The sequence below is a fragment of the Streptococcus sp. 2018162 genome (assembly GCF_019754175.1).
Classification (GTDB): domain Bacteria; phylum Bacillota; class Bacilli; order Lactobacillales; family Streptococcaceae; genus Streptococcus; species Streptococcus hashimotonensis.
Window position 1 is genome coordinate 31758 of record NZ_JAIJZP010000003.1, and the last position, 22513, is coordinate 54270.

At 41.4% G+C, this 22513-nt stretch carries 21 protein-coding genes; 16 read left to right on the top strand and 5 right to left on the bottom strand.

Translation table 11 applies throughout. The features are described from left to right. Positions 1–513: 513 nt before the first annotated feature. The 5 genes from K5Q22_RS04075 (at position 514) to serB (ending at position 6930) form a co-directional block, all read left to right on the top strand. On the top strand, positions 514–1743 hold the full coding sequence (locus tag K5Q22_RS04075; protein ID WP_029694034.1) for an FtsW/RodA/SpoVE family cell cycle protein: 1230 nt from the start codon (positions 514–516) through the stop codon (positions 1741–1743). Between the two features lie 13 nt (positions 1744–1756). Next, positions 1757–2296, top strand: coding sequence for a DJ-1 family glyoxalase III (locus tag K5Q22_RS04080; RefSeq protein ID WP_015647132.1), 540 nt, complete (start codon positions 1757–1759; stop codon positions 2294–2296). 181 nt (positions 2297–2477) lie between these two features. Beyond that, positions 2478–4430 carry a DNA topoisomerase (ATP-hydrolyzing) subunit B gene (gene gyrB / locus K5Q22_RS04085; protein WP_002939427.1) on the top strand — a complete coding sequence of 651 codons (1953 nt, stop codon included), beginning with the start codon at positions 2478–2480 and terminating at the stop codon, positions 4428–4430. 88 nt (positions 4431–4518) lie between these two features. Further along, a complete protein-coding gene (gene ezrA, locus K5Q22_RS04090; RefSeq protein ID WP_024385447.1) occupies positions 4519–6243 on the top strand; it encodes a septation ring formation regulator EzrA in 1725 nt (574 codons plus the stop codon). Between the two features lie 51 nt (positions 6244–6294). After that, positions 6295–6930: a phosphoserine phosphatase SerB gene (gene serB / locus K5Q22_RS04095; protein WP_105136160.1), complete on the top strand. Its 636-nt coding sequence runs from the start codon at positions 6295–6297 to the stop codon at positions 6928–6930. Positions 6931–7103: 173 nt separating this feature from the next. Here the strand turns inward: serB and K5Q22_RS04100 are convergent, their stop codons facing one another. After that, positions 7104–7754 (bottom strand): HAD family hydrolase, encoded by a 651-nt coding sequence (locus K5Q22_RS04100; protein WP_172013366.1) that lies wholly within the window; start codon positions 7752–7754, stop codon positions 7104–7106. A 107-nt stretch (positions 7755–7861) separates the two neighbouring features. On the opposite strand from K5Q22_RS04100, the gene K5Q22_RS04105 reads away from it, so the two are divergent. After that, complete coding sequence (locus K5Q22_RS04105; RefSeq protein ID WP_205013700.1) at positions 7862–8989, top strand: glycerate kinase; 1128 nt, start codon at positions 7862–7864, stop codon at positions 8987–8989. Next, entirely contained in the window at positions 8980–9207 is a 228-nt protein-coding gene (locus K5Q22_RS04110; protein WP_024385444.1) for a hypothetical protein, read from the top strand. Before K5Q22_RS04105 ends, K5Q22_RS04110 begins: the two co-directional genes overlap by 10 nt. A gap of 9 nt (positions 9208–9216) precedes the next feature. Here the strand turns inward: K5Q22_RS04110 and K5Q22_RS04115 are convergent, their stop codons facing one another. Next, on the bottom strand, positions 9217–9669 hold the full coding sequence (locus K5Q22_RS04115) for a DUF1694 domain-containing protein (RefSeq protein WP_205013699.1): 453 nt from the start codon (positions 9667–9669) through the stop codon (positions 9217–9219). Positions 9670–9818: 149 nt separating this feature from the next. Between K5Q22_RS04115 and eno the strand changes: the two genes are divergently transcribed. Both eno and K5Q22_RS04125 read left to right on the top strand, forming a co-directional pair. Continuing rightward, positions 9819–11126 (top strand): surface-displayed alpha-enolase, encoded by a 1308-nt coding sequence (gene eno / locus K5Q22_RS04120; RefSeq protein ID WP_002935704.1) that lies wholly within the window; start codon positions 9819–9821, stop codon positions 11124–11126. A gap of 413 nt (positions 11127–11539) precedes the next feature. Then, complete coding sequence (locus K5Q22_RS04125) at positions 11540–12187, top strand: HAD family hydrolase (protein WP_205013698.1); 648 nt, start codon at positions 11540–11542, stop codon at positions 12185–12187. 27 nt (positions 12188–12214) lie between these two features. Here K5Q22_RS04125 and K5Q22_RS04130 read toward each other — a convergent pair whose 3' ends face one another. Both K5Q22_RS04130 and K5Q22_RS04135 read right to left on the bottom strand, forming a co-directional pair. Beyond that, positions 12215–12400 (bottom strand): hypothetical protein, encoded by a 186-nt coding sequence (locus tag K5Q22_RS04130; protein WP_002935693.1) that lies wholly within the window; start codon positions 12398–12400, stop codon positions 12215–12217. 63 nt (positions 12401–12463) lie between these two features. Next, positions 12464–13468 (bottom strand): lactonase family protein, encoded by a 1005-nt coding sequence (locus tag K5Q22_RS04135; RefSeq protein ID WP_205013697.1) that lies wholly within the window; start codon positions 13466–13468, stop codon positions 12464–12466. 135 nt (positions 13469–13603) lie between these two features. On the opposite strand from K5Q22_RS04135, the gene K5Q22_RS04140 reads away from it, so the two are divergent. The 3 genes from K5Q22_RS04140 to budA are packed head-to-tail and all read left to right on the top strand — an operon-like array spanning position 13604 to position 16709. Beyond that, positions 13604–14770, top strand: a complete 1167-nt coding sequence (locus tag K5Q22_RS04140; RefSeq protein ID WP_014638343.1) for an AI-2E family transporter — start codon at positions 13604–13606, stop codon at positions 14768–14770. Further along, positions 14760–15989, top strand: coding sequence for a tetratricopeptide repeat protein (locus tag K5Q22_RS04145; protein ID WP_205013696.1), 1230 nt, complete (start codon positions 14760–14762; stop codon positions 15987–15989). The genes K5Q22_RS04140 and K5Q22_RS04145 overlap by 11 nt, the downstream gene beginning before the upstream one ends. A 3-nt stretch (positions 15990–15992) precedes the next feature. After that, on the top strand, positions 15993–16709 hold the full coding sequence (budA, locus tag K5Q22_RS04150; protein WP_014638341.1) for an acetolactate decarboxylase: 717 nt from the start codon (positions 15993–15995) through the stop codon (positions 16707–16709). A 40-nt stretch (positions 16710–16749) separates the two neighbouring features. On the opposite strand, the gene K5Q22_RS04155 is transcribed toward budA, so the two are convergent. After that, positions 16750–18408 carry an NFACT family protein gene (locus tag K5Q22_RS04155; protein ID WP_205013695.1) on the bottom strand — a complete coding sequence of 553 codons (1659 nt, stop codon included), beginning with the start codon at positions 18406–18408 and terminating at the stop codon, positions 16750–16752. 881 nt (positions 18409–19289) lie between these two features. Here K5Q22_RS04155 and trpX point away from each other — a divergent pair. The 4 genes from trpX to K5Q22_RS04175 all read left to right on the top strand — a co-directional run bounded on the left by trpX (position 19290) and on the right by K5Q22_RS04175 (position 22508). After that, positions 19290–20291: a tryptophan ABC transporter substrate-binding protein gene (trpX, locus tag K5Q22_RS04160; protein ID WP_205013694.1), complete on the top strand. Its 1002-nt coding sequence runs from the start codon at positions 19290–19292 to the stop codon at positions 20289–20291. Between the two features lie 22 nt (positions 20292–20313). Next, positions 20314–21180 (top strand): ABC transporter permease, encoded by an 867-nt coding sequence (locus K5Q22_RS04165; protein ID WP_205013693.1) that lies wholly within the window; start codon positions 20314–20316, stop codon positions 21178–21180. Continuing rightward, positions 21177–21935 carry an ABC transporter ATP-binding protein gene (locus K5Q22_RS04170; RefSeq protein WP_205013692.1) on the top strand — a complete coding sequence of 253 codons (759 nt, stop codon included), beginning with the start codon at positions 21177–21179 and terminating at the stop codon, positions 21933–21935. The genes K5Q22_RS04165 and K5Q22_RS04170 overlap by 4 nt, the downstream gene beginning before the upstream one ends. An 87-nt stretch (positions 21936–22022) precedes the next feature. Beyond that, positions 22023–22508, top strand: coding sequence for a prolyl-tRNA synthetase associated domain-containing protein (locus K5Q22_RS04175; RefSeq protein WP_205013691.1), 486 nt, complete (start codon positions 22023–22025; stop codon positions 22506–22508). Positions 22509–22513 lie beyond the last annotated feature (5 nt).

Below are 22513 nucleotides of genomic sequence, written 5' to 3' on the forward strand. Positions count from 1 at the left end.
GGGAATGGTTTTCTTTTTGAAAAAGTAACGGAAATGGTAACGGCTGGGCGTTACATTCCCAAAAATTGGGCAAATTTTTCAGCCATTTTTTCTTTGCCTCTAGAAATTGGAGAGGGCTTTTTTGGTGCGTGATTGCCAAAATGATTGCCATTGGTTTACATACTCGTGAATTGAGCAAACTTAAGGGGTGTGTGAAGGTAAAGCATTATATTTCAGCCTGTTCGAAGGTATGAAGATATACGTATTTTATGATTTGTGCACTAGTAATACTCTTCGAAAATCAAAATTATCCGTTGTCAACTTGCCTTGATGAGTGAAAAGCTCCAGTGGAGGTTTTCAGCCTGTTACCTTGAAATAAGAAAGTAACAGAGTTCTATCTTCGCCTTCGTTTCCTAGGCTACTTTTGATTTTCGTTGAGTATAAATCGTATCCCCTCAGATGTAACTAGATTTTTAGTTTCAATGAGAGATGATTTTTGCTATAATGGAACGAGTAAGAATTTGAAGTGAAAGTATGAGGAAATTGATGAAAAATAGGGGCACAATTGATAGTCGAGTAGACTACTCACTTATTTTACCGGTCTTTTTTTTATTAGTTGTGGGGATTATTTCTCTCTACATTGCGGTTAGTCAAGATTATCCGGATAATGTTGTACAGATGGTTGGTCAACAAATTGCTTGGATAGGAATTGGAACAGTGGCAGCTTTTTTGGTCATGTTCTTTTCCACTAAGTTTCTGTGGCAAATCACACCTTACTTGTACGTGCTTGGGCTTGGACTTATGGTATTGCCTTTGTTTTTCTACAGTCCAGACTTAGTAGCGTCAACGGGAGCAAAAAACTGGGTAACGATTGGTGGAATGACTCTTTTCCAACCATCCGAATTTATGAAAATAGCCTACATCATTATGTTGTCAAGGGTGATTGTCACCTTTCATAAATATTATCCAAATCGAAAAATTCGTGAGGATTTTATGTTGATTGGTTATATGACACTGTTTACTATCCCTGTCCTGATTTTGTTGGCCTTACAGAAAGATTTAGGAACTTCCTTAGTATTTGTAGCAATCTTTAGCGGAATGCTTCTATTATCAGGAGTTTCTTGGAAAATTCTATTACCGACTGCCTTAACGGGGATCGTTTTGGTTGGTGGATTTATGCTGATTTTTATTTCTCCTGGTGGAACAACATTCCTCCACAATTTGGGGATGGATACTTATAAAATCAATCGTATTGCAGCCTGGCTTGATCCCTTTAAAAATGCCCAATCAACGACCTACCAGCAAGCTCAAAGTTTGATAGCTATCGGAAGTGGTGGCTTAAAAGGACTAGGTTTCAATAAAACAAATCTTCTTATCCCTGTTCGAGAAAGTGATATGATTTTTACGGTGATTGGCGAGGACTTTGGCTTTATTGGAGGGACGGTATTGATTGGACTATACTTGTTGCTCATTTATCGAATGCTGCGGGTAACGTTGAAGTCAAACAATCGATACTACACTTACATATCAACTGGCTATATCATGATGCTCTTGTTCCATGTGTTTGAAAATGTTGGCGCTGCAACTGGTTTGTTACCTTTGACAGGTATTCCTTTGCCGTTTATCTCCCAAGGTGGTTCGTCCATGGTTTCAAATCTGATTGGTGTCGGTCTAGTGCTGTCAATGGGGTATCAGTCACGACTAGCTGATGAGAAGGAAATAAATCGATCACGTCGCTATAGAAAAATTACGATAAAACGTTAGAAAGTTGGTTTATATGACAAGAGTTGCGGTTGTTTTAGCCGATGGTTTTGAAGAAATCGAAGCATTGGCCCCTGTAGATGTATTTCGTCGAGCTCATTTTGACTGTCAGATTGTTGGTTTAGATAGTCATGAAGTGGAGGGATCGCACGGTATTCGTGTTCAAACTGACCAAGTCTTTGATGGAGACCTGTCTTCCTTTGATCTGATTGTGTTACCAGGAGGAATGCCAGGTTCTGTCCACCTTAGAGATTCAGAGTCACTGATTACGGAATTGCAAAGAGCGGTTGCATCAGGAAAATCAGTAGCAGCAATTTGTGCGGCACCAATTGTTCTGGATAAGGCTGGTTTGTTAGATAGTCGTCACTATACATGTTTCCCAGGGAAAGAAAAAGACATTCCGTCAGGTATCCATCTGGAAGAGGATGTGGTCGTTGATGGTCCAATTATCACTAGCCGAGGCGCTGGAACAAGTTTGGATTTCGCCTATAAATTGGTTGATTTATTTGGTGGAGATGGGGAAAGCCTAGCTCAAACAATGGTTTATCATAGTTAAAGTAATGAAGAAGATGGAGCTAATGTTTCCTCTTCTTTTTTCTATCAAAATATTAGAAAATATGGTATAATAAAGGGTATTCGTTAGAATGATTTTTGCTCTAAAAATATGTCTCGCTTTTATCCAGATGGATTGGCTTTTCTATTTTTAAGGAGCAACAAATAGAAAATAAGGAAAAGAAATGACAGAAGAAATCAAAGATTTACAAGAGAAGGCTCAAGAATATGATGCCAGTCAGATTCAAGTCTTGGAAGGTCTTGAAGCTGTTCGAATGCGTCCAGGGATGTATATCGGCTCAACATCTAAAGAAGGTCTCCATCACTTGGTTTGGGAAATTGTCGACAACTCAATCGATGAGGCGCTGGCTGGTTTTGCGGATAAAATTGAAGTTTATATTGAGCCAGATAACTCCATCACGGTTATTGATAATGGACGTGGTATTCCGGTAGATATTCAGGAAAAAACTGGTCGTCCAGCGGTAGAAACTGTCTTTACAGTGCTCCATGCAGGTGGTAAATTTGGCGGAGGCGGTTATAAGGTCTCAGGTGGATTGCACGGCGTAGGTTCATCAGTCGTAAACGCCCTATCTACTCAGCTAGACGTCCATGTCTACAAAAATGGTCAGGTCTATTTCCAAGAGTATAAACGAGGTGAAGTCGTTGCAGATTTGGAGGTTGTTGGAGAAACAGACCGTTCTGGTACAACTGTACATTTTACACCTGACCCAGAAATTTTTACTGAGACGACTGAGTTCGACTTTGCAAAATTAAATAAGCGGATTCAAGAATTGGCCTTCCTAAATCGTGGTTTAAATCTCTCTATTACGGACAAACGTGAGGGAGTAGAGCAAACAAAGGAATATCACTACGAAGGTGGTATTGCTTCCTACGTTGAGTATCTTAATGAGAACAAGGATGTCATTTTTGAGACCCCTATCTATACAGAAGGTGAAATGGATGATATTACCGTTGAGGTTGCCATGCAATATACGACGAGTTATCATGAAAACGTAGTTAGTTTTGCCAACAATATTCACACGCATGAAGGTGGGACTCATGAGCAAGGATTCCGTACAGCTCTGACACGTGTTATCAACGACTACGCCAAGAAAAATAAAATTCTCAAAGAAAATGAGGATAATTTGACTGGTGAAGATGTGCGTGAAGGTTTGACAGCGGTCATTTCTGTTAAGCACCCAGGGCCTCAATTTGAGGGACAAACTAAGACAAAACTTGGCAATAGTGAAGTGGTCAAAATTACCAACCGCCTTTTCTCTGATGCCTTTGCAGAATTTCTTTTGGAAAATCCACAGATTGCTAGACGGATTGTTGAAAAAGGGATCTTGGCAAGCAAGGCTCGTATTGCTGCTAAGCGTGCGCGTGAGGTAACTCGTAAGAAATCGGGTCTTGAAATCTCAAACCTCCCAGGTAAGTTAGCGGACTGTTCCTCAAATGATGCAACGAAGACAGAGCTTTTCATCGTTGAGGGGGACTCAGCCGGTGGTTCAGCTAAATCCGGTCGCGACCGTGAATTTCAGGCTATTTTACCGATTCGTGGTAAGATTTTGAACGTAGAAAAAGCCAGCATGGACAAGATTTTGGCCAACGAAGAAATCCGTAGTCTATTTACAGCTATGGGAACTGGCTTTGGTGCGGATTTCGACGTTAGCAAGGCACGTTATCAAAAATTAGTCATTATGACAGATGCCGATGTCGATGGTGCCCATATTCGGACACTCCTTCTGACATTATTTTACCGCTACATGCGTCCTGTTGTAGAAGCGGGATACGTATATATCGCTCAACCACCTATTTACGGTATCAAGGTTGGAAGTGAGATAAAAGAATATATTCAACCTGGGGTTAATCAAGAGCAAGAATTGCAAGATGCCTTAGAAAGACATAGTACGGGACGGTCCAAGCCAACGATTCAACGTTACAAAGGTTTGGGAGAAATGGATGATCATCAGTTGTGGGAAACTACGATGAATCCTGAAAATCGTCTCATGGCACGCGTTTCAGTTGATGATGCGGCAGAAGCCGATAAGATTTTTGACATGCTAATGGGGGATAAGGTTGAACCTCGTCGAGAGTTTATCGAGGAAAATGCTGTTTATTCAACATTGGATGTCTAAAAACTAAAAAAACAAGTGCATATACTAGAGATTTATGGTATAATTAAGCGATATTTTCTAGTAATTACTATGAGCTAAGGAGATTTACATGCCTACAGGAACAATCATCTTAATCGTTTCGATTGTTATTATTTTAATCATTGCCTATGTAGCTTGCCTGATTGTTCGTAAACGAAATGACAACCTTTTGGTTGCATTGGAAGAACGTAAGGAAGAGCTATTTAACCTTCCAGTTAATGAAGAAGTCGAAGCTGTCAAAGCACTTCATTTGATTGGTCAAAGTCAGGTGTCATTCCGTGAATGGAATCAAAAATGGGTTGATTTGTCGCTCAATTCATTTGCCGACATTGAAAATCATATCTTTGAGGCAGAAGGTTATAACAATGCCTTTCGCTTTGTGAGTGCAAAGAATGCTATCGACAGTATCGAAAGCCAAATTGATTTAATTGAAGAAGACATCGCCTCTATCCGTCATGGTTTGATGGAGTTGAAGGAGCAAGAAGAGAAAAACTCTGGTCGCGTAAAACATGCGTTAAACTTGTTCGATAGTTTACAGGAAGCTGTTCGTGAAAATCCAGATAGCTACGGTGAGACACTACCAGAACTTGAGAAACAATTGAAAAATATTGAAGTTGAGTTTTCTGAATTTGTGATGCTCAATTCCTCAGGTGACCCGATTGAAGCTTCTGAAATTCTTGATAAGACTGAAGAGCATATGATTGCTCTCAATCAAATCATGGATCGCATTCCAAGTTTGATTGAACGAGTTACAAAAGATTTCCCAGAGCAATTGGAAGATTTGGAGTCGGGTTATCGGAAACTGGTTGAGCAGAATTATTTGTTCACAGAAGCTAACATCGAGTCACAGTTCCAAAATATTCGTGTTTCAATTCGTGAAAATACTGCTTTGATTGTTTCCTTTGATTTGGATGCTGCAGAAGCTGAAAATGAGGGAATTCAAGCAAAAATTGATCATTTGTATAAAGTCTTCAATCGTGAAATCGAAGCGAATAAGGAAGCTGTTAAGATTAGTAAAAACTTGCCAAAATTCTTGGAGCATGTTGTCCAAAATACACAGCTCTTGGATGAGGAAAGCCAACGCCTAAATGCGACTTACTTGCTGGCAGATAGCAAACTTTCACGGATCAATCAGCTTAAAGCTCGTTTGGAATCGATTGAAATTGTTGTTACAGAAAGTGTGGAAGACATTGAAAATCCACAAGTTGCATATTCTATTTTGGAAGAGCGTTTGGACCATTCGTTGGCAAGCTTGAAAGAAATCGAAGAGGAGCAGCTTGTTTTAGCTGACTATCTTAAATCACAAGAATTGTCAGAGAGCACAGCGCGTAAGAAAGCTACACTTTATATCAACAAATTGCATACCCTTAAGCGTTATATGGAAAAACGCAACCTTCCAGGAATTCCAGCTGAATTTTTAACAAACTTCTTTAGAACGAGCGATCATGTGGAAGCCTTGATTGCCGAGTTAGACTATAAACGAATCAATATCGAAGTTGTTAACCGTTTGTTGGAAAATGCAACGTATGATATGAATCAATTGGAAGAGTTAGCGTATTTGATTGTGCAAAATGCGACTTTAACAGAGCAGTTGCTACAATATTCTAACCGTTATCGTTCATTCGATGAAAGTGTGCAAAAAGCATTTAACCGTTCATTATCAATTTTTGAAAAGGATTTTGATTACCAAGCAGCATTTGAAGAAATTTCATTTGCTTTGGAAACAGTTGAACCTGGTGTAACAGAGCGTTTTGTACGTTCATACGAAAAAACACGTGAAGCTATTCGCTACTAGATAAAAAGCCATTTGGCTTTTTATTTTTATACTTTGAAAGGAATATCGGAAATGACAACTGGATTATTAGTTATGGATGTTGATTCAACATTAATTTTGGAAGAAGGAATAGATCTACTTGGAGAAGAGGCCGGTTTAGGAGCGCAAGTTGCAGCAATTACCGAACGTGCTATGCGTGGGGAATTGGATTTTGAAGAAGCCTTACGTGAACGTGTGGCGTTGTTAAAGGGACTGCCTGTTTCTGTGTTTGATCGAATTATCAAAAAAATCCACTTTACGCCTGGAGCAGCAGAATTAGTCTCAGAATTAAAAATGCGAGGCTATAAGGTAGCAGTAGTTTCAGGCGGATTTCATGAAACAGTCGATCGACTAGCTGCACAGTTAGAGTTAGACTATGTTCGGGCTAATCGATTAGAAGCAGTAGATGGAGTATTGACGGGACAAGTATTGGGTGAAATTGTAACGAAAGATACTAAAAAAGCATGTTTAGAAGAATGGGCGACAGAAAATGGGCTGAGTCTATCTCAAACGATTGCCATGGGGGATGGAGCAAATGATCTACCAATGATTCAACGAGCAGGAATTGGAGTAGCTTTCTGTGCTAAACCGATTGTCCAAGAACAGGCGCCCTACCAAATAAATGAAAAAAATCTCTATAAACTAATAGAGATTTTAGATAGTAAATAATGGGAGCGGGAAAGAACTCGACTAGTCAAAAAAAGAGTTCGTCTTCCCGCCCCCGCACAGTTGATTAGGTCAGATTTGGAGTGTAAAACACGAACAAATCTGCCAATCAACCACTGCGCTGAGATGTTGACACGAACCCTGAGAAGCGAGGTTGGTCTTTTTGCCCAGCCTCTTTATTCTGTTGTCAGTAAAATCCTTTTCAAATCTTGGACGGTTTCGACTATCATGGTGGCCCCAGCCTTTTCAAATTCCTGTTTGTTCCCATAGCCGTAAAGAACACCGATAGCGGGAAGTTGGTGTTTGCGTGCTCCTTCAATATCATGTTCCCTATCTCCAATCATCACAGCATGGTTTGGAAATGCTTCTAATTGATTTATAGCATAGCCGATGACGTCCGCCTTACTGATGCGACTACTATCCAGACTAGCACCGGCAATGACATCAAAGTAGTGAGCAATACCAAAATGTTCTAGGATCTGTTTGGCAAATATTTCTGGCTTTGAGGTAGCAATTACTAGTGTTTTTCCAGCTGTTCTCAATTCTTCAAGCAGAGGGATGATTCCAGGATAGAGTTGATTTTCAAACATTCCTTTTTCTTTAAAATAGACACGGAAAGCGTCAACTGCACTTTGTGTATCTTCAGGGCTGAGTTGGTAGAATCGTGAAAAAGATTCATAGAGTGGCGGGCCGATGAATCGGTTTAAATTGGCTGTATCTGGTTCTTCAATTCCCATTTTTTCTAGTGCGTAGGCGACGGAGTTTAAGATTCCTTGTCCAGAATCAGTAAGAGTTCCATCTAAGTCAAATAATATAGTTTGATACATACTTATCTCCTTTCTTTCAGTATAACACAGACGATGAAAAACAGAAAAGATTTATTGAAAGCTGAATAGTAGCGTGATATACTAACAATATAAAGGAGGTTAGTATCATGCATATTCTCATTGCTCCAGATTCATTTAAAGAGTCTCTTTCAGCTATAAAGGTTGCTGAAGCGATTAAAAAAGGATTTTCTAAGGTTTATCCACAAGCAGGGTATGACTTAATTCCCCTAGGAGATGGTGGCGAAGGGACAGTTGAGAGTCTAATGCAGGCCTTATCCTTGGATGTAACCCAGACTTGGGTGACAGGTCCATTTGGAGATAAAATTAAGGTTTCCTATGCGGTTAAAGATGATCTTGCGGTTTTTGAAATGGCTGAGATTGTAGGGCTTGCAAGTATCCCGCATGGAAAAAGGAGTCCTCTCTTTATTAAGACACAAGGGGTTGGGGAGCTGATTGTAGAGCTCGCTCAAAATGGTGTTAAACGCATATTTATAGGAGTAGGTGGCTCTGCCAGCCATGATGGTGGTATCGGAATGGCGGCAGGTTTAGGAGTGAAATTTTATAATCGAGAGGGAAACGAAGTAGAGGCAATTGGAGCTCATATCGGGGAGATTGTCAGCTTTTCCACAGAGGATATGTTGGTAGATTTATCTCAGGTCAGGATTGATTTGGTAACGGATGTGGAGAATCCGCTTTGTGGACCAGCGGGAGCCACATTTGTTTTTGCAGGTCAGAAAGGTCTTGCCTCTGCTGAATTTGAACTAGTAGACAAGAAAATGGAGTCCTTTTATAAATTAGTTAATCCAATGCTACTCGATTTAGCAGGAGCGGGTGCTGGAGGAGGTATGGCAGCAGGTTTAGTCCAATTTGCTGGTGCTCGCATTCAAAAAGGCATCGACTTTGTCTTGGACCAGTTGGATTTTGATCATCGCGTTGCCAAAGCGGATCTGGTTGTAGTCGGAGAAGGGCGGATGGATGCCCAAAGCTTATCAGGGAAGACTCCGATAGGAGTAGCTAGACGTACGCCGACTGGGATTCCCATCATTGCAATTTGTGGTAGCCTCAAAGACGATCTTCCCGAGTTTCCTTTTGAAAATATCTGCGCCGCTTTTCCGATCATTGCAAGCGTTGAAAGTTTGGAGGACACGCTTCAAAAAGCAGAAAAAAACCTGGTCCGCACGGCAGAACAGGTGGCAAGAATTCTTCAGTTAGGAGGTCAACAAAGATGGAATTAGTGAAATATGTGGCTATTATCTTATTTATTGTTATTTGTCTTGCAAAGCTAGTATCTGTTATGAGACTTTCCAAAAAAGAAAGAGGAATGGAAACGAATGTAATAAAGGCAAATGGAGCAATGTTCTTTTTCAATGAAAAAAATGAAAGAGGCAGATTGCTGGGAATCCTTTGTCTAACCTGTATTATTTTTGCTTTAATATTTATACTGCTTTATTGATAAATAAGTCTAACCAAATAATTTTTTCCAGAAGGAAGGTTTTGCATCTTCCTTTTTTTCTTCTGGTTTTGAGATAAGATTTGGAAATATAGATTCTAAGCTAACTTCTTCATTATCCACAGCGTGATTTGTGTGAAAGACAAGTGCGTAGGGAGACTGTCCTATTTTTTCATCGATGATAGCGGTAGTAATGCCGAAGTTCTGAGCAATTTTTAGTAGTGAAATTTGTTGCTTGTCAGACAGGGCTGGCGAGAGTTTGAGGAATAGAGGAGAGTAGCTACTTGCTAGTTTTTGGCAAATTGTATCGAACTTATTTCCGACGACTTCACTACTCAAATCGTCAAAGGAAACGAGCAGGACAACCCGTTCGCGATAGGTTCCCATGTATAGACGTTGTTCATCTGGATTCAATCGTGTTTCGCCAGAGGCTTTCTGTAGTATGGTAGTATTTAAATCATTCATGGTTTCAGTATAACATACTCAGTTAACTTTGAAAAGGAAGGCGTTTACATTATTTCTTTCAGTAAAATAACCTGTTTTTTCTTGAAAAATCCCTTCTTTTAGGGTATGATAGCTATGTAACAATTTTAAACTCAAAGGAGAGTAATATAATGTCAATTATTACTGATGTTTACGCTCGCGAAGTCCTTGACTCACGCGGTAACCCTACACTTGAAGTTGAAGTTTATACTGAATCAGGTGCTTTCGGACGTGGTATGGTTCCTTCAGGAGCTTCTACTGGTGAGCACGAAGCAGTTGAGCTTCGCGACGGTGACAAATCTCGTTACCTTGGTCTTGGTACTCAAAAAGCTGTTGACAACGTGAACAACGTGATTGCTGACGCTATCATCGGTTTTGACGTTCGTGATCAACAAGCTATCGACCGCGCTATGATCGCTCTTGACGGTACTCCTAACAAAGGTAAATTGGGTGCAAACGCAATCCTCGGTGTTTCTATCGCTGTTGCGCGTGCTGCTGCTGACTACCTTGAAGTGCCACTTTACACTTACCTTGGTGGATTCAACACTAAAGTATTGCCAACTCCAATGATGAACATCATCAACGGTGGTTCTCACTCAGATGCTCCAATCGCTTTCCAAGAATTCATGATCTTGCCAGTTGGCGCTCCTTCATTCAAAGAAGGTCTTCGTTGGGGTGCTGAAGTATTCCACGCTTTGAAGAAAATCTTGAAAGCTCGTGGTTTGGTAACAGCTGTTGGTGACGAAGGTGGTTTCGCTCCTAAGTTCGAAGGAACTGAAGACGGTGTTGAAACAATCATCGAAGCTATCGAAGCTGCTGGTTACGAAGCTGGCGAAAACGGCATTATGATCGGTTTCGACTGTGCGTCATCTGAATTCTACGACAAAGAGCGTAAAGTTTACGACTACACTAAATTCGAAGGTGAAGGCGCTGCTGTTCGTACATCTGCAGAACAAATCGACTACCTTGAAGAATTGGTTAACAAATACCCAATCATCACTATCGAAGATGGTATGGATGAAAACGACTGGGATGGCTGGAAAGCTCTTACTGAGCGTCTTGGCAAACGCGTTCAATTGGTTGGTGACGACTTCTTCGTAACAAACACTGACTACCTTGCACGTGGTATCAAAGAAGGTGCTGCTAACTCAATCCTTATCAAAGTTAACCAAATCGGTACTCTTACTGAAACATTTGAAGCTATCGAAATGGCTAAAGAAGCTGGCTACACTGCCGTTGTATCACACCGTTCAGGTGAAACTGAAGATTCAACAATCGCTGACATCGCAGTTGCAACTAACGCTGGCCAAATCAAGACTGGTTCATTGTCACGTACAGACCGTATCGCTAAATACAACCAATTGCTTCGTATCGAAGATCAACTTGGTGAAGTTGCAGTCTACAAAGGCTTGAACTCATTCTACAACTTGAAAAAATAAATTAGTACAGTGTACTAATTTATCCCCGAGCTAGAATAGCGAGGGTTATAATAAGAACAAGTCTGGAAAGTTCCAGACTTGTTTTTCAATGTCTGGGAGACTGTTTTATCCCCGAGCTAGTATAGTGAGGGTTATAGTAAGAACAAGTCCGAAGATTTTCGGACTTGTTTTTCTATGTACACTGTACTAATTTATCCCTGAGCTAGAATAGCAAGGGTTATAATAAGAACAAGTCTGGAAAGCTCCAGACTTGTTTTTTCGTCGTACAGTGTGCTAATTTATTTTCGGACTAACAAAGTGAGGGACAGCAAAACTCTCTAGGGAGTTTTCTTTGTCTTGATATTGATAAAATGATATTCTAAAAAGGCAGATCAACTTAAGTATTCTCATTTTGAAAAGAGATGGAGAGTGGGATGATAGAGTGGATATTTTTTGATTTGGGTTCAACGCTTTTAGATGAAGAGGCTGCTTATGGTTATTATATAGACAAGTGTGTGAAGAAGTTAGAGTCTCTGGATATAGAGGTTTCATCAGATTCTTATAAAAAGAAAATGGTGGAGTATGCTCATAAGTCGCTGGACCCTATTCGTGCGACCTGGCAATATTTTGCACCGACCGAGCCACGTCCTTTGTGGACAAATGAGGGTGTGAGCCTGTATCCTGAAACAATAGATGCTCTAGAGAAGTTATCACAAAACTATCGATTGGGGATTATTGCCAATCAGTCTAGTAGTATTAGAGAACTGCTTAAAGAGTGGGGAATTGAGTCTTATTTTCAACTCCTCATCCTCTCTGAAGAGGTTGGGCTATCTAAACCAGATACAACTATTTTCACACTTGCCTTGCAAAAAGCAAACATCCCTGCAGATAGAGTTGTCTATGTCGGGGATAGGTATGATAATGATATTCTGCCTGCTAAATCTTTGGGAATGTGGACTGTATGGATACTGACAGGTTTTGGAAAGTATACCAGTGAAAATGAAAAATTGAAGAGTGATTTGGTAATTCCTTCATTGCAAGAGATAACAAATATTTTTGAACAAACAAAAAAACTAGACTGAACCTCCTCAGCCTAGTTTTTACATGTATTAGAACAAGCCTTTAACTTTATCTAAAAGACCGTTAACACCTTCAGAACCTGATAACAAGCCTTTTGCTTGTTCCAAGTATTCACCGAATTGGTCCTTGTTTTCTTCGATAAATTGTTTTGCACCATCAAAGTCTTTGTTTGCAATCAATTCTTTTACTTGGTTAAAAAGATCTACTGGATTCATGTTGAAATCACCTCCTATGAGACTATTAAACCAAAACTGTACGGATTTCACAACTGAAACGACTTATAAAAATGTAACGCAAACTGCTTCAGGAACATAGAAATCGTGTGAGAGCTCAGTCAAACAGCCATTTTCGGCATCTCTTTCGAATACAGTTGCATTGTCAGAATCTTGATGGACAACAATCAAATGCTTTTCATCAGGACTAAGCGTGAAATCGCGAGGAGTTTTTCCATTTGTTGGGACGATTTCAACTAATTCTAAGCTGGCATCAGCAAGCGTTTTGTAGACTGCGATAGAGTCGTTTCCTCGGTTGGATCCATAAATAAATTTACCATCCTTTGTGATGCGAATAGCGGCAGTACCGTTGAAACCAGTATGGTCTTCTGGGAGAGTAGAGACAGTTTGTAGGTGTTCAAATTGTCCCCAGCCGTCATAGATAAGCACCTCAATAGTTGAATTGAGTTCACAGATGAGATAGGCGATTTTTGCGACAGGATGGAAGACAATGTGACGTGGACCACTTCCTGGTGCAGCCTGATAGGTTGCGATTTTCTCTACTTTTCCTTGGTCAGATACCTTATAGGTTACCACTTGATCACATCCTAAATCACAGGTTACTAAAAATTTATCGGGCGTCAAATCAGAAAAGTGAACATGGGCGGAAGCTTGGTTTTCGTGCGGCCCAGATCCTTCGTGTTGAGCGACATCAGCTAATTCTAGTGAACCATCCGCCAAACGTTTATAAACAAGTAGTTGCCCTTTGTGGAAATTGGAGCCATAAACTAAATCTCTTGCTTCATCTACAGCGACATAGCAAAGTGGTGCGCCCTCTGATACAACATGGTTGAGTAGAGTATAGTCAGCATTAAAGGCAGCGATACCTCCTAGACCATTTTCAGTGCCGACGGAGTATAGATGTCCGGCCTTATCAAAGGCAAGGTAGGTAGGGTTAGGTTCTTCAGTGACCAATTCTAGATTGCTAAGTTGTCCTGTTTCAGAGTCAAAATTTGCTTTATAAATTCCTTTTGATTCACGTTTTGTGTAGGTACCGAAATAGATAGTCATAGGATTCTCCTTTTTGGAAATGATTGATAAAATTATACCATGTTTTTCTGAGAAAGTCGTATAAATTCTGTAGTTGATTTTTACAAAAATCCTTTCTCCATGTTACAATAGAAAAAAAGACTAGGAGTGTATTAGATGGAGGATAAGCATCAAAAATTTAGTCTGACTTGGTTTTTCCGCTTGTTTTTGAATAGCCAAGCAGTGACATTTTTATTAGTAACCTTGCTGACTTTTTTGACCATATTTATTTTTAGTAAAATTAGTTTTTTATTCAGACCAATAGGAAGCTTTTTAGAAATTGTATTGTTACCGATGATTTTAACAGGTCTTTTGTATTACCTATTAAATCCGATGGTTGACTGGATGGAAAAGCATAAAATTTCTCGTACAGTTGGTATTTCTATTCTCTTTGTTTTAATCAGTCTTCTCATTATCTGGGGACTGGCGGTGGCAATTCCGAGTATTCAAGAGCAAGTGACATCTTTTGCGCAAAATCTTCCTTCGAATATCCAGAAAATCGAAGGACAGGTAACTGGGCTCCTACAGGATCAGCGCTTTGAACAATTTAGACCAACAGCTCTGGAGATGTTAAATAAGGTCAATGATCAGGTCGTTGCCTATGCTCAGAAGTTTTCTTCAAGTGCTGTGAATTGGGCAAGTAATTTGATTTCAACCGCTTCGCAGATTATTGTTGCTATTTTGATTATGCCTTTTATTCTCTTTTATCTGTTACGGGATGGTCAGTATTTGAATAAACACATCACCCAATATCTACCAACCAAGTGGAGAGAACCGATTGGAACAGTACTATCAGATGTGAATGGGCAATTATCAAACTATGTTCGTGGTCAGGTGACCGTTGCGATTATTGTTGCCCTGATGTTCTCAGTGATGTTCTCAATCATTGGTCTTAGCTATCCAATAACCTTGGGGGTGATGGCTGGTTTCCTCAATCTAATTCCGTATTTGGGTTCTTTCTTGGCCATGATTCCAGCTGTTATTTTAGGATTGATTGCTGGTCCAATCATGCTGATAAAGGTTTTAGTAGTCTTTATGATTGAGCAGACTATAGAAGGTCGTTTTGTGACACCATTGATTATCGGAAGCTCCCTAAGTATTCATCCGATTACCATTTTATTTGTATTATTGACAGCTGGTCAGATGTACGGTGTCCTGGGAGTTCTTCTGGGAATTCCAATATATGCCTCTATTAAGGTTTTAGTGAAAGCGGCATTTGAGTGGTACAAGGCACACAGTAGTTTGTATGAAGATGAAGAAAATGAGGTTGTGAATGAACAATAGTGAAAAAATGTTGGTTTGTTTGGACCAACAGGATTTAGACAAGGCAGATAAGTATTTCAAGCGTGCCCTGGAGCAAGATGATAGCGAAACGCTTTTGTCCTTGGCTGCCTATATGGAAAGCATTGGTTTTTTCCCACAGGCTAGACAAATCTATGAACAGGTCAAAGAAGAATTTCCCGAAGTACTGATCAATCTTGCCCAAATAGCATTTGAAGATGGCTTGGTTGAAGAAGCTTTCGGATATTTGGAGGAAATTTCGGAAGACAGTCCTGTCTATGTGGAAGCCTTATTGGTCAAGGCGGACCTGTATCAGGCAGAAGGCTTGTCGGATGTGGCGCGTGAAAAATTGTTAGAAGCAAGTCACTTATCAGATGAACCCATCATCCTCTTTGGTCTGGCAGAATTGGATATGGAACTGGAGCTTTTTAATGAGGCTATTTCCTATTATGCCCAGCTGGATAATCGTGAAATCTACGAATTAACGGGAGTTTCTACCTATCAGCGAATTGGTATTGCCTATGCAAGTTTAGGGAAATTTGAAGCAGCCATTGAATTTTTGGAAAAAGCTGTTGAGCTGGAATACGATGATCAGACAGTTTTTGAGTTAGCAGCTCTGCTATTTGAACGAGAAGAATACCAAAAAGCCAATCTCTACTTCAAGCAACTGGATACCATCAATCCTGATTTTGAGGGCTATGAATATGCCTATGCTCAGTCGCTTCATGCCGAGCATAAGATTGATGAAGCTTTGGTTATGACACAAAAAGGCTTGGCTAAAAATGACTTTGATGCCAATCTCTTGCTCCAGGCTTCTCAGTATGCCTATGAACTGCATGACGAGGCGGGGGCAGAAGATTATCTTCTACGGGCAAAAGAGGTGGCAGATGATAGTAACGAACTAGCTCTACGCTTGTCCAATCTGTATCTTGAACAGGAGCGATTTGAAGAGGTTGTGGCTTTATTTGATGAAGAGGTAGATAACGTTCTAGCTCGCTGGAATGTGGCCAAGGCCTATCAAGCTCTAGAAAGAGATGATGAAGCTATTGAGCTTTACGATGAATTGGCCGGAGAATTGGCTGAGAATCCTGAATTTTTGGCTGATTACGTAGCGGTTTTACGTCAACTTGGTCGCTTGGATGAGGCAAAAGAGCAAGCTAGTCGTTATATCCAATTGGTGCCAGACGATTTAGCCATGCAAGAATTTTTGAATGAAGAGTAGGTTATGCAAGTAAATCGATTATTTCAATACAATACACTCGGTGCCTTGATGGCTGGACTGTATGGCGGCTCCTTGACGGTTGGCGAATTGTTGGAACATGGTGATCTGGGTTTGGGAACCCTGGATTCCATTGACGGCGAGCTGATTGTTTTAGATGGAAAGGCCTATCAGGCCAAGGGAGCAGGGGAAAAACCAGAAGTGGTTGAAGTTCCTGCTGATATGAAGGTTCCTTATGCGGCGGTCATTTTCCATGAGGCAGAAGTCATTTTCAAACAACGCTTTGAAATGACTCATGAGGAATTACATCAGCGGATTGAGTCCTATTATGATGGTGAAAACCTCTTTCGTTCCATCAAAATAAAAGGGACGTTTGCTCGGATGCATGTCCGCATGATTCCCAAATCGGCTTCGGATGTTCGTTTTGCAGAGGTGGCAAGTCGCCAGCCTGAGTATACCGCTGAGAATATTTCAGGTACCATTGTTGGTATTTGGACGCCAGAGATTTTCCATGGTGTCAGTGTGGCCGGCTATCATTTGCATTTTATTTCGGATGATTTGACTTTCGGTGGTCATGTCATGGACTATGTTATCTCAGAAGGAATGGTGGAAGTGGGACCAGTCGATCAGCTAGATCAACGCTTTCCAGTCCAAGACCGCCAGTATCTTTTCGCTAAGTTCAATGCCAAGGAAGTCAGAGAAGATATTGATAAGGCGGAATAGGTTTCAATACAGAAAAATCCATGAATGAAAAATCCATGAACTAGATTTTCATGGATTTTATTTTGTCTTCTGTTGGGGTGACACGGAGGGTCTTCTGACCGCGGTAGGTCACAAAACCTGGCTTGCCACCTGTTGGTTTGTGGAGTTTCTTGGCCTCAATCATATCGACTTGGACCAGATTAGAATGTCTGGCCTTGGAGAAGTAGGCAGCCAGCTCGGCCGCATCTGTCTTGACTTCGTCGCTTGGGTCCAAGTTGTCTGTGATGACCACGTGGCTGCCTGGAATGTCTTTGGCATGGAACCAGAGTTCGCCTTTTTTGGCCATTTTGAAGGTCAGCTCATCATTTTGCAGGTTATTTTTCCCGACCAGAATAATGGTCTTCCCGTCCGTCGCCAAGTATCGCTCAGGTTTCTGACGCTTATGGATTTTCTCACGGTGGCGACGTTTGAGGTAGCCTGTTTCAATCAGCTCTTCACGGATCTCATCAATCTCAGCAAGACTAGCTTGTCCCAGCATGGTGTCAACGGACTCCAGATAGACAATGGTCGCCTTGGTTTCCTCAATCAAGTTGGTCAGGTGCTTGACCGCCTCCTTGAGTTTCTGGTACTTCTTGAAGTAACGTTGGGCATTTTGGCTAGGCGTCAAAGCCACATCCAACTCAATCTCCAACTCCTCGCCCGTATAGTAGTTGTCTAACCGCACACTCGGCTGGTCATTGGGTACCTGATGCAGATAGGTGGTCAGGAGCTCGCCCTTTTGCCGAACCAACTCCGCCGTCTCCGTATCTGCCAATTCCTGCTCCTGCTTGACCAACTTCTTGCGATTCTTCTCCAGCTCACTGGCCACCCGCTTGATCAGCTCATTGGCCTGCTGGGCCACCCGATCCCGCTCCGCCTTGTCCTGATAGTAGAAGTCCAGCAGACTGCTCAGGCTCTCAAAGTATGGCTGGTTTTCAGGGCTATTGGCAAATGGCAGAGCAGCATAGGACTTGTCTGTCAGGCTAGGCTGTGTTGCCTGTTCAAAAAAGGCACGGAAGTTCTTCAGGCGGTCTGACTGCAAGTGACTGGCCAGTTCAGAAGCCGTATCCCGACCCAAACCTTGAAAAAGTTGTTGGAGATTTTTTGGACTCAGTTCCTGAGTCGATAAGATTTCAAACAATTTCTCATCAGACACAGTATAAGGATTAAGAGAATGCGTCTCCGGTGGACGAATGTAGGTGGAACCAGGCAAAATGGTCCGGTAGGAATTTTGCGAGAAACCAACGTGCTTGATAGCCTCGATAATCTTCTGTTCAGACTTATCTACCAAGATGATGTTGCTGTGCTTGCCCATGATCTCCACAACCAAGGTAGCTTGAATATCGTCGCCAATCTCGTCCTTGTTGGACACCGAAAATTCTAAGATACGGTCATTGTCCAACTGACGAATGTCTTCGATAATGGCTCCCTGTAAGTATTTCCGCAGAATCATGATAAAGGTATTGGGCACCTTGGGATTGGTAAAGTCCGACTGGGTCAACTGGACCCGCCCGAAGACCGAATGGGCGGACAGGAGCAACTTATGGCTCTGACGGTTGCTGCGGATGTTAAGGACAATCTCCTGCTCAAAGGGCTGGTTAATTTTCTGAATCCGCCCACCTTCTAAATTGGCCTGTAACTCAGCCGTCATGTGATGTAAAAAAAATCCGTCAAAAGACATGGTTTTCCTCTTTCTAATAGCTATAACTCAGTCTAGTATATCATATTTTGATGTTTTTTGATGAGACTGGTAGTCCCTACTGACATAAAAAGTTTTCAGAAAATTTAATCAAAAGTATTGACAAAGATTGATGGATGCCGTATAATCGTCTGTAATCAGAAGAAGTAGTAAAGCAGAAGTCTTCAGGGAGCCTGTGGTACTGGGAACAGGTGGCGGAGTTTTATGAAATGGGCTGATGTGCATTTATGTCTATTTTATGACGTCGTTAGTCGGTCTCGCCGTACCACCAGTACTGCCTTCACCCGACTGCCTAGTCCTAAAATACCCTAAATCCACAATGATTGTTTGGCATAGCATACTTTACGTAGACTGTTTTGGCTGAGTACGAGGCAGGTCGACGCAGCTTATACTAGCGGTATAGCAAGGAGAGCTAACGAAGGTTTCAGCCGAAACAGTCACGCAAATGAACTTAAAACAATGATAGTTCGGTCCGCACACCTTACAGTGCAACTCCTTGTTAGAGGAGATGAGATATGGGAGGATTCTATACAATTCCCATAAGTGAGGTGGCACCGTGTCATTGACGCCCTCGCGTATTGTTTTTCAATATGCGGGGGCTTTTCCATTGTCTTCGTAGATTACTTTTATATTGCGTCACGTTCGGCTTGGATGATTCAAACAGTCCAGTGGACTGTTTGAAGTCAATGCTTGAAAACGAGGAAGCATTGAGTTATGTCTGCACCTCCGTTCCTAATCTAAAAGCAATCTACTTTGACAATTATTAACAAAATGAGGTAATCAAGATGAAACGATGGCGATGGTGGGATAAAATATTGATGATATAGAGATTGAATATTGTGTATTTTTAAAGGAGAATGAATATGTTGAAAAATAAAAATTTACTTGCTACAATTGTTGCCCTCACTGTTATGGTAGTTGCTGCCCTGTTTTTGACGCAAAAAGAACAGAACAATTCATCTAATAGCACAGAAAAAGTTAAAATTGGAGTTCTGCAATTTGTGACACATGATTCATTAGATGAGATTTATAAGGGAATCAAGGCAGGCCTTAAAGAAGGTGGTTATACCACAACGGATAATTTAGAAATTGATTTTATGAATGCTGAGGGTGATCAATCCCAAGTTCAAACCATGAGTAAAAAATTGGTGGACAATGGCAATGAATTATTGATTGGTATCGCAACACCTGCTGCACAAGGTCTTGCCAATGCAACCACAGAATTACCCATTATCATGGGAGCTGTGACAGATCCAGTCGGAGCCAACCTGGTGACGGATTTGAAAAATCCTGGTGGAAATATCACAGGAGTATCTGACCAAACACCAGTAGCAGATGCAGTTTCTCTCATTAAAGAAATTACACCAGACGCTAAAACTATCGGTGTCCTCTATTCTTCAAATGAGGACAATTCAAAAATTCAAGTAGCGGAATTTAAGGTAGCAGCAGAAGAGGCTGGCTATACTGTTCTTGAATATGCAGTTGCTTCTAGTAATGAAATTGCAGCGACAGTAGAGGTCGCAAGTAGTAAAGCAGATGTTCTCTTTACACCAGTAGACAACACAGTTGCCTCAGCATTTTCAACTGTCGTATCTGTGGCAAATAAAACCAAAACTCCGATTTTCACCAGCGTAGAAGACATGGTAGAAGGTGGAGGTATCGCATCTGTTACCCTTAGCCAATATGACTTGGGTGTGGCAACTGGTAAGATGGCTGCAAAAATTCTTGACGGTGCGAATCCAGCGGACACACCTGTGCAAATCTTTAACGAGGGTACCATTGTAGTCAACCAAAAAGTTGCTAAAGAATTAGGAATTACCTTGTCAGATGATGTGATTAGTAAAGCAAGCAAGGTTATCGAATAAGAGATAAGAGAAAAGGAAAAATATGATTGTATCAACAGTTTCACAGGCTCTTTTATGGGCTGTACTAGGTTTGGGAATATTCGTTACCTTTCGGATTCTGAATTTTCCTGATATGACGACAGAGGGCTCTTTCCCGCTTGGAGGAGCGGTTGCTGTTACCTTATTGACGCAAGGAGTTCATCCTATCTTGGCTACTCTAGCAGCAGTTCTTGTTGGCTGTTTGGCGGGCTTTGTCACAGGCTTGCTTTATACCAAGGGGAAAATTCCCACTCTCCTGGCTGGTATCTTGGTCATGTCTTCCTGTCACTCTGTCATTCTATTTATCATGGGTAGGGCAAATCTAGGTTTACTGAATACCAAACGTTTACAAGATTTCCTTCCTTTTTCTGAGCAAATTAATGGTCTCTTGCTAGGTCTAGGTAGCCTAGTGGTGGTGATTGGTGCCTTGATGTTCTTCCTCTATACTCGCCTTGGACAGGCCTTTATTGCAACAGGGGATAATCCAGATATGGCACGCAGTTTTGGTATCAATACAAGTCGAATGGAGTTGCTAGGTCTTATTCTTTCAAATGGGATTATTGCTCTTGCAGGTGCCTTGATTGCACAACAAGAAGGCTATGCGGATGTGTCGCGTGGTATCGGTGTCATTGTAGTCGGTATGGCTAGTCTGATTATTGGTGAGGTCTTGTATGGAAACCTGACCATGTTAGAACGATTCTTGGCCATTGTTGTCGGAGCGATTTTCTATCAGTTCTTGATTTTGGTGGTCATTTCCCTCGGTATCAATACCAGCTACCTCCGTATCTTCTCGGCCATGATTCTGGCGGTCTGCCTCATGGTTCCTGAGTTGAAAAATAAACTTCTGAAAGGAGCCAGTCTGTCACGATGAGAGCAATTGTTGAATTAAAAAATACCACCAAGGTGGTGACAAACGGTTTTGATGAAGAACGTGTGATTTTGGACAATGTCAATCTGACCATCTATCAGGGTGATTTTATTACCATTTTGGGTGGAAATGGGGCTGGGAAGTCAACCCTCTTTAATGTCATTGCTGGCACCTTGCCTTTGACTAGTGGTTCGGTCCATATTCTTGGTGAAGATGTGACCAACTGGCCTGCAGAAAAGCGTGCCAAGTATCTGGCTCGTGTCTTTCAAGATCCGAAAATGGGAACTGCTCCGCGGATGACGGTGGCAGAGAATCTACTTATCGCTAAGTATCGCGGCGAGGGACGGTGCTTGGTGCCACGCAGATTGGCCCAGCAGACCGAAGAATTTGCCCAGCTTCTGCCGAGAGTGGGAAATGGTCTGGAAAAACATTTGGATACGCCAGCGGGTCTTTTATCGGGTGGCCAACGCCAGGCATTGAGTTTGTTGATGGCCAGCTTGAAGCAACCTGAACTCCTGCTCTTGGATGAGCATACCGCAGCCCTTGACCCTAAGACTAGTCAATCCCTGATGCAACTAACAGACGAATTGATTGCGACCAAGGGAATGACGGCTCTTATGGTCACTCATCAAATGGAAGATGCTCTCCGTCACGGCAATCGCTTGATTGTCATGAAAAATGGTCAGATTATTCAAGACCAAACGGCAGAGGAAAAATCCAAGATGAAACTGGAAGATTATTATAAGTTGTTTGACTAAAGTCTGGAGAAATCCAGGCTTTTCTTATCCTTTGAATTTTTAGTTTAAAAGCAGTATAATATACTAAATATATCAAGAGGTGCTGTCATGGATAAATTGGTTCTTGAAAGCTTAGCTGACTTGGGAATGGACTACACCATTGTAGAGCATCCACCAGCTCTGACAACTGAGGAAGCAGACCGTTACATTGAAGGGGTAGAAGGAGTACGGACCAAGTCCATGTTTCTGACTAATAAGAAAAAGACTGCATTTTATTTATTGATCATGGATGACCAGAAGCAGCTGGATATGGACCAGTTTCGTGATTTGGTAGGAGCCAATCGTATTCGCATGGCCTCAAGTGAAAGCTTGATGGAAAAAATGCACTTGCCTGCGGGTGTGGTATCTGTTTTTGGCTTGTTACAAAATGTTGATAAGGATATTCAAGTCTATTTTGATAAGGAAATCCTTTCTGAACCCATTCTAACCTTCCACCCCAATGTTAATACGAAAACAATTTTTGTAAAGACAGAGGATATTTTACGTTTTGTCGAAGAGATTGGTTTTTCAGCAACGATTGTTGACTTGGGGTAACAAAG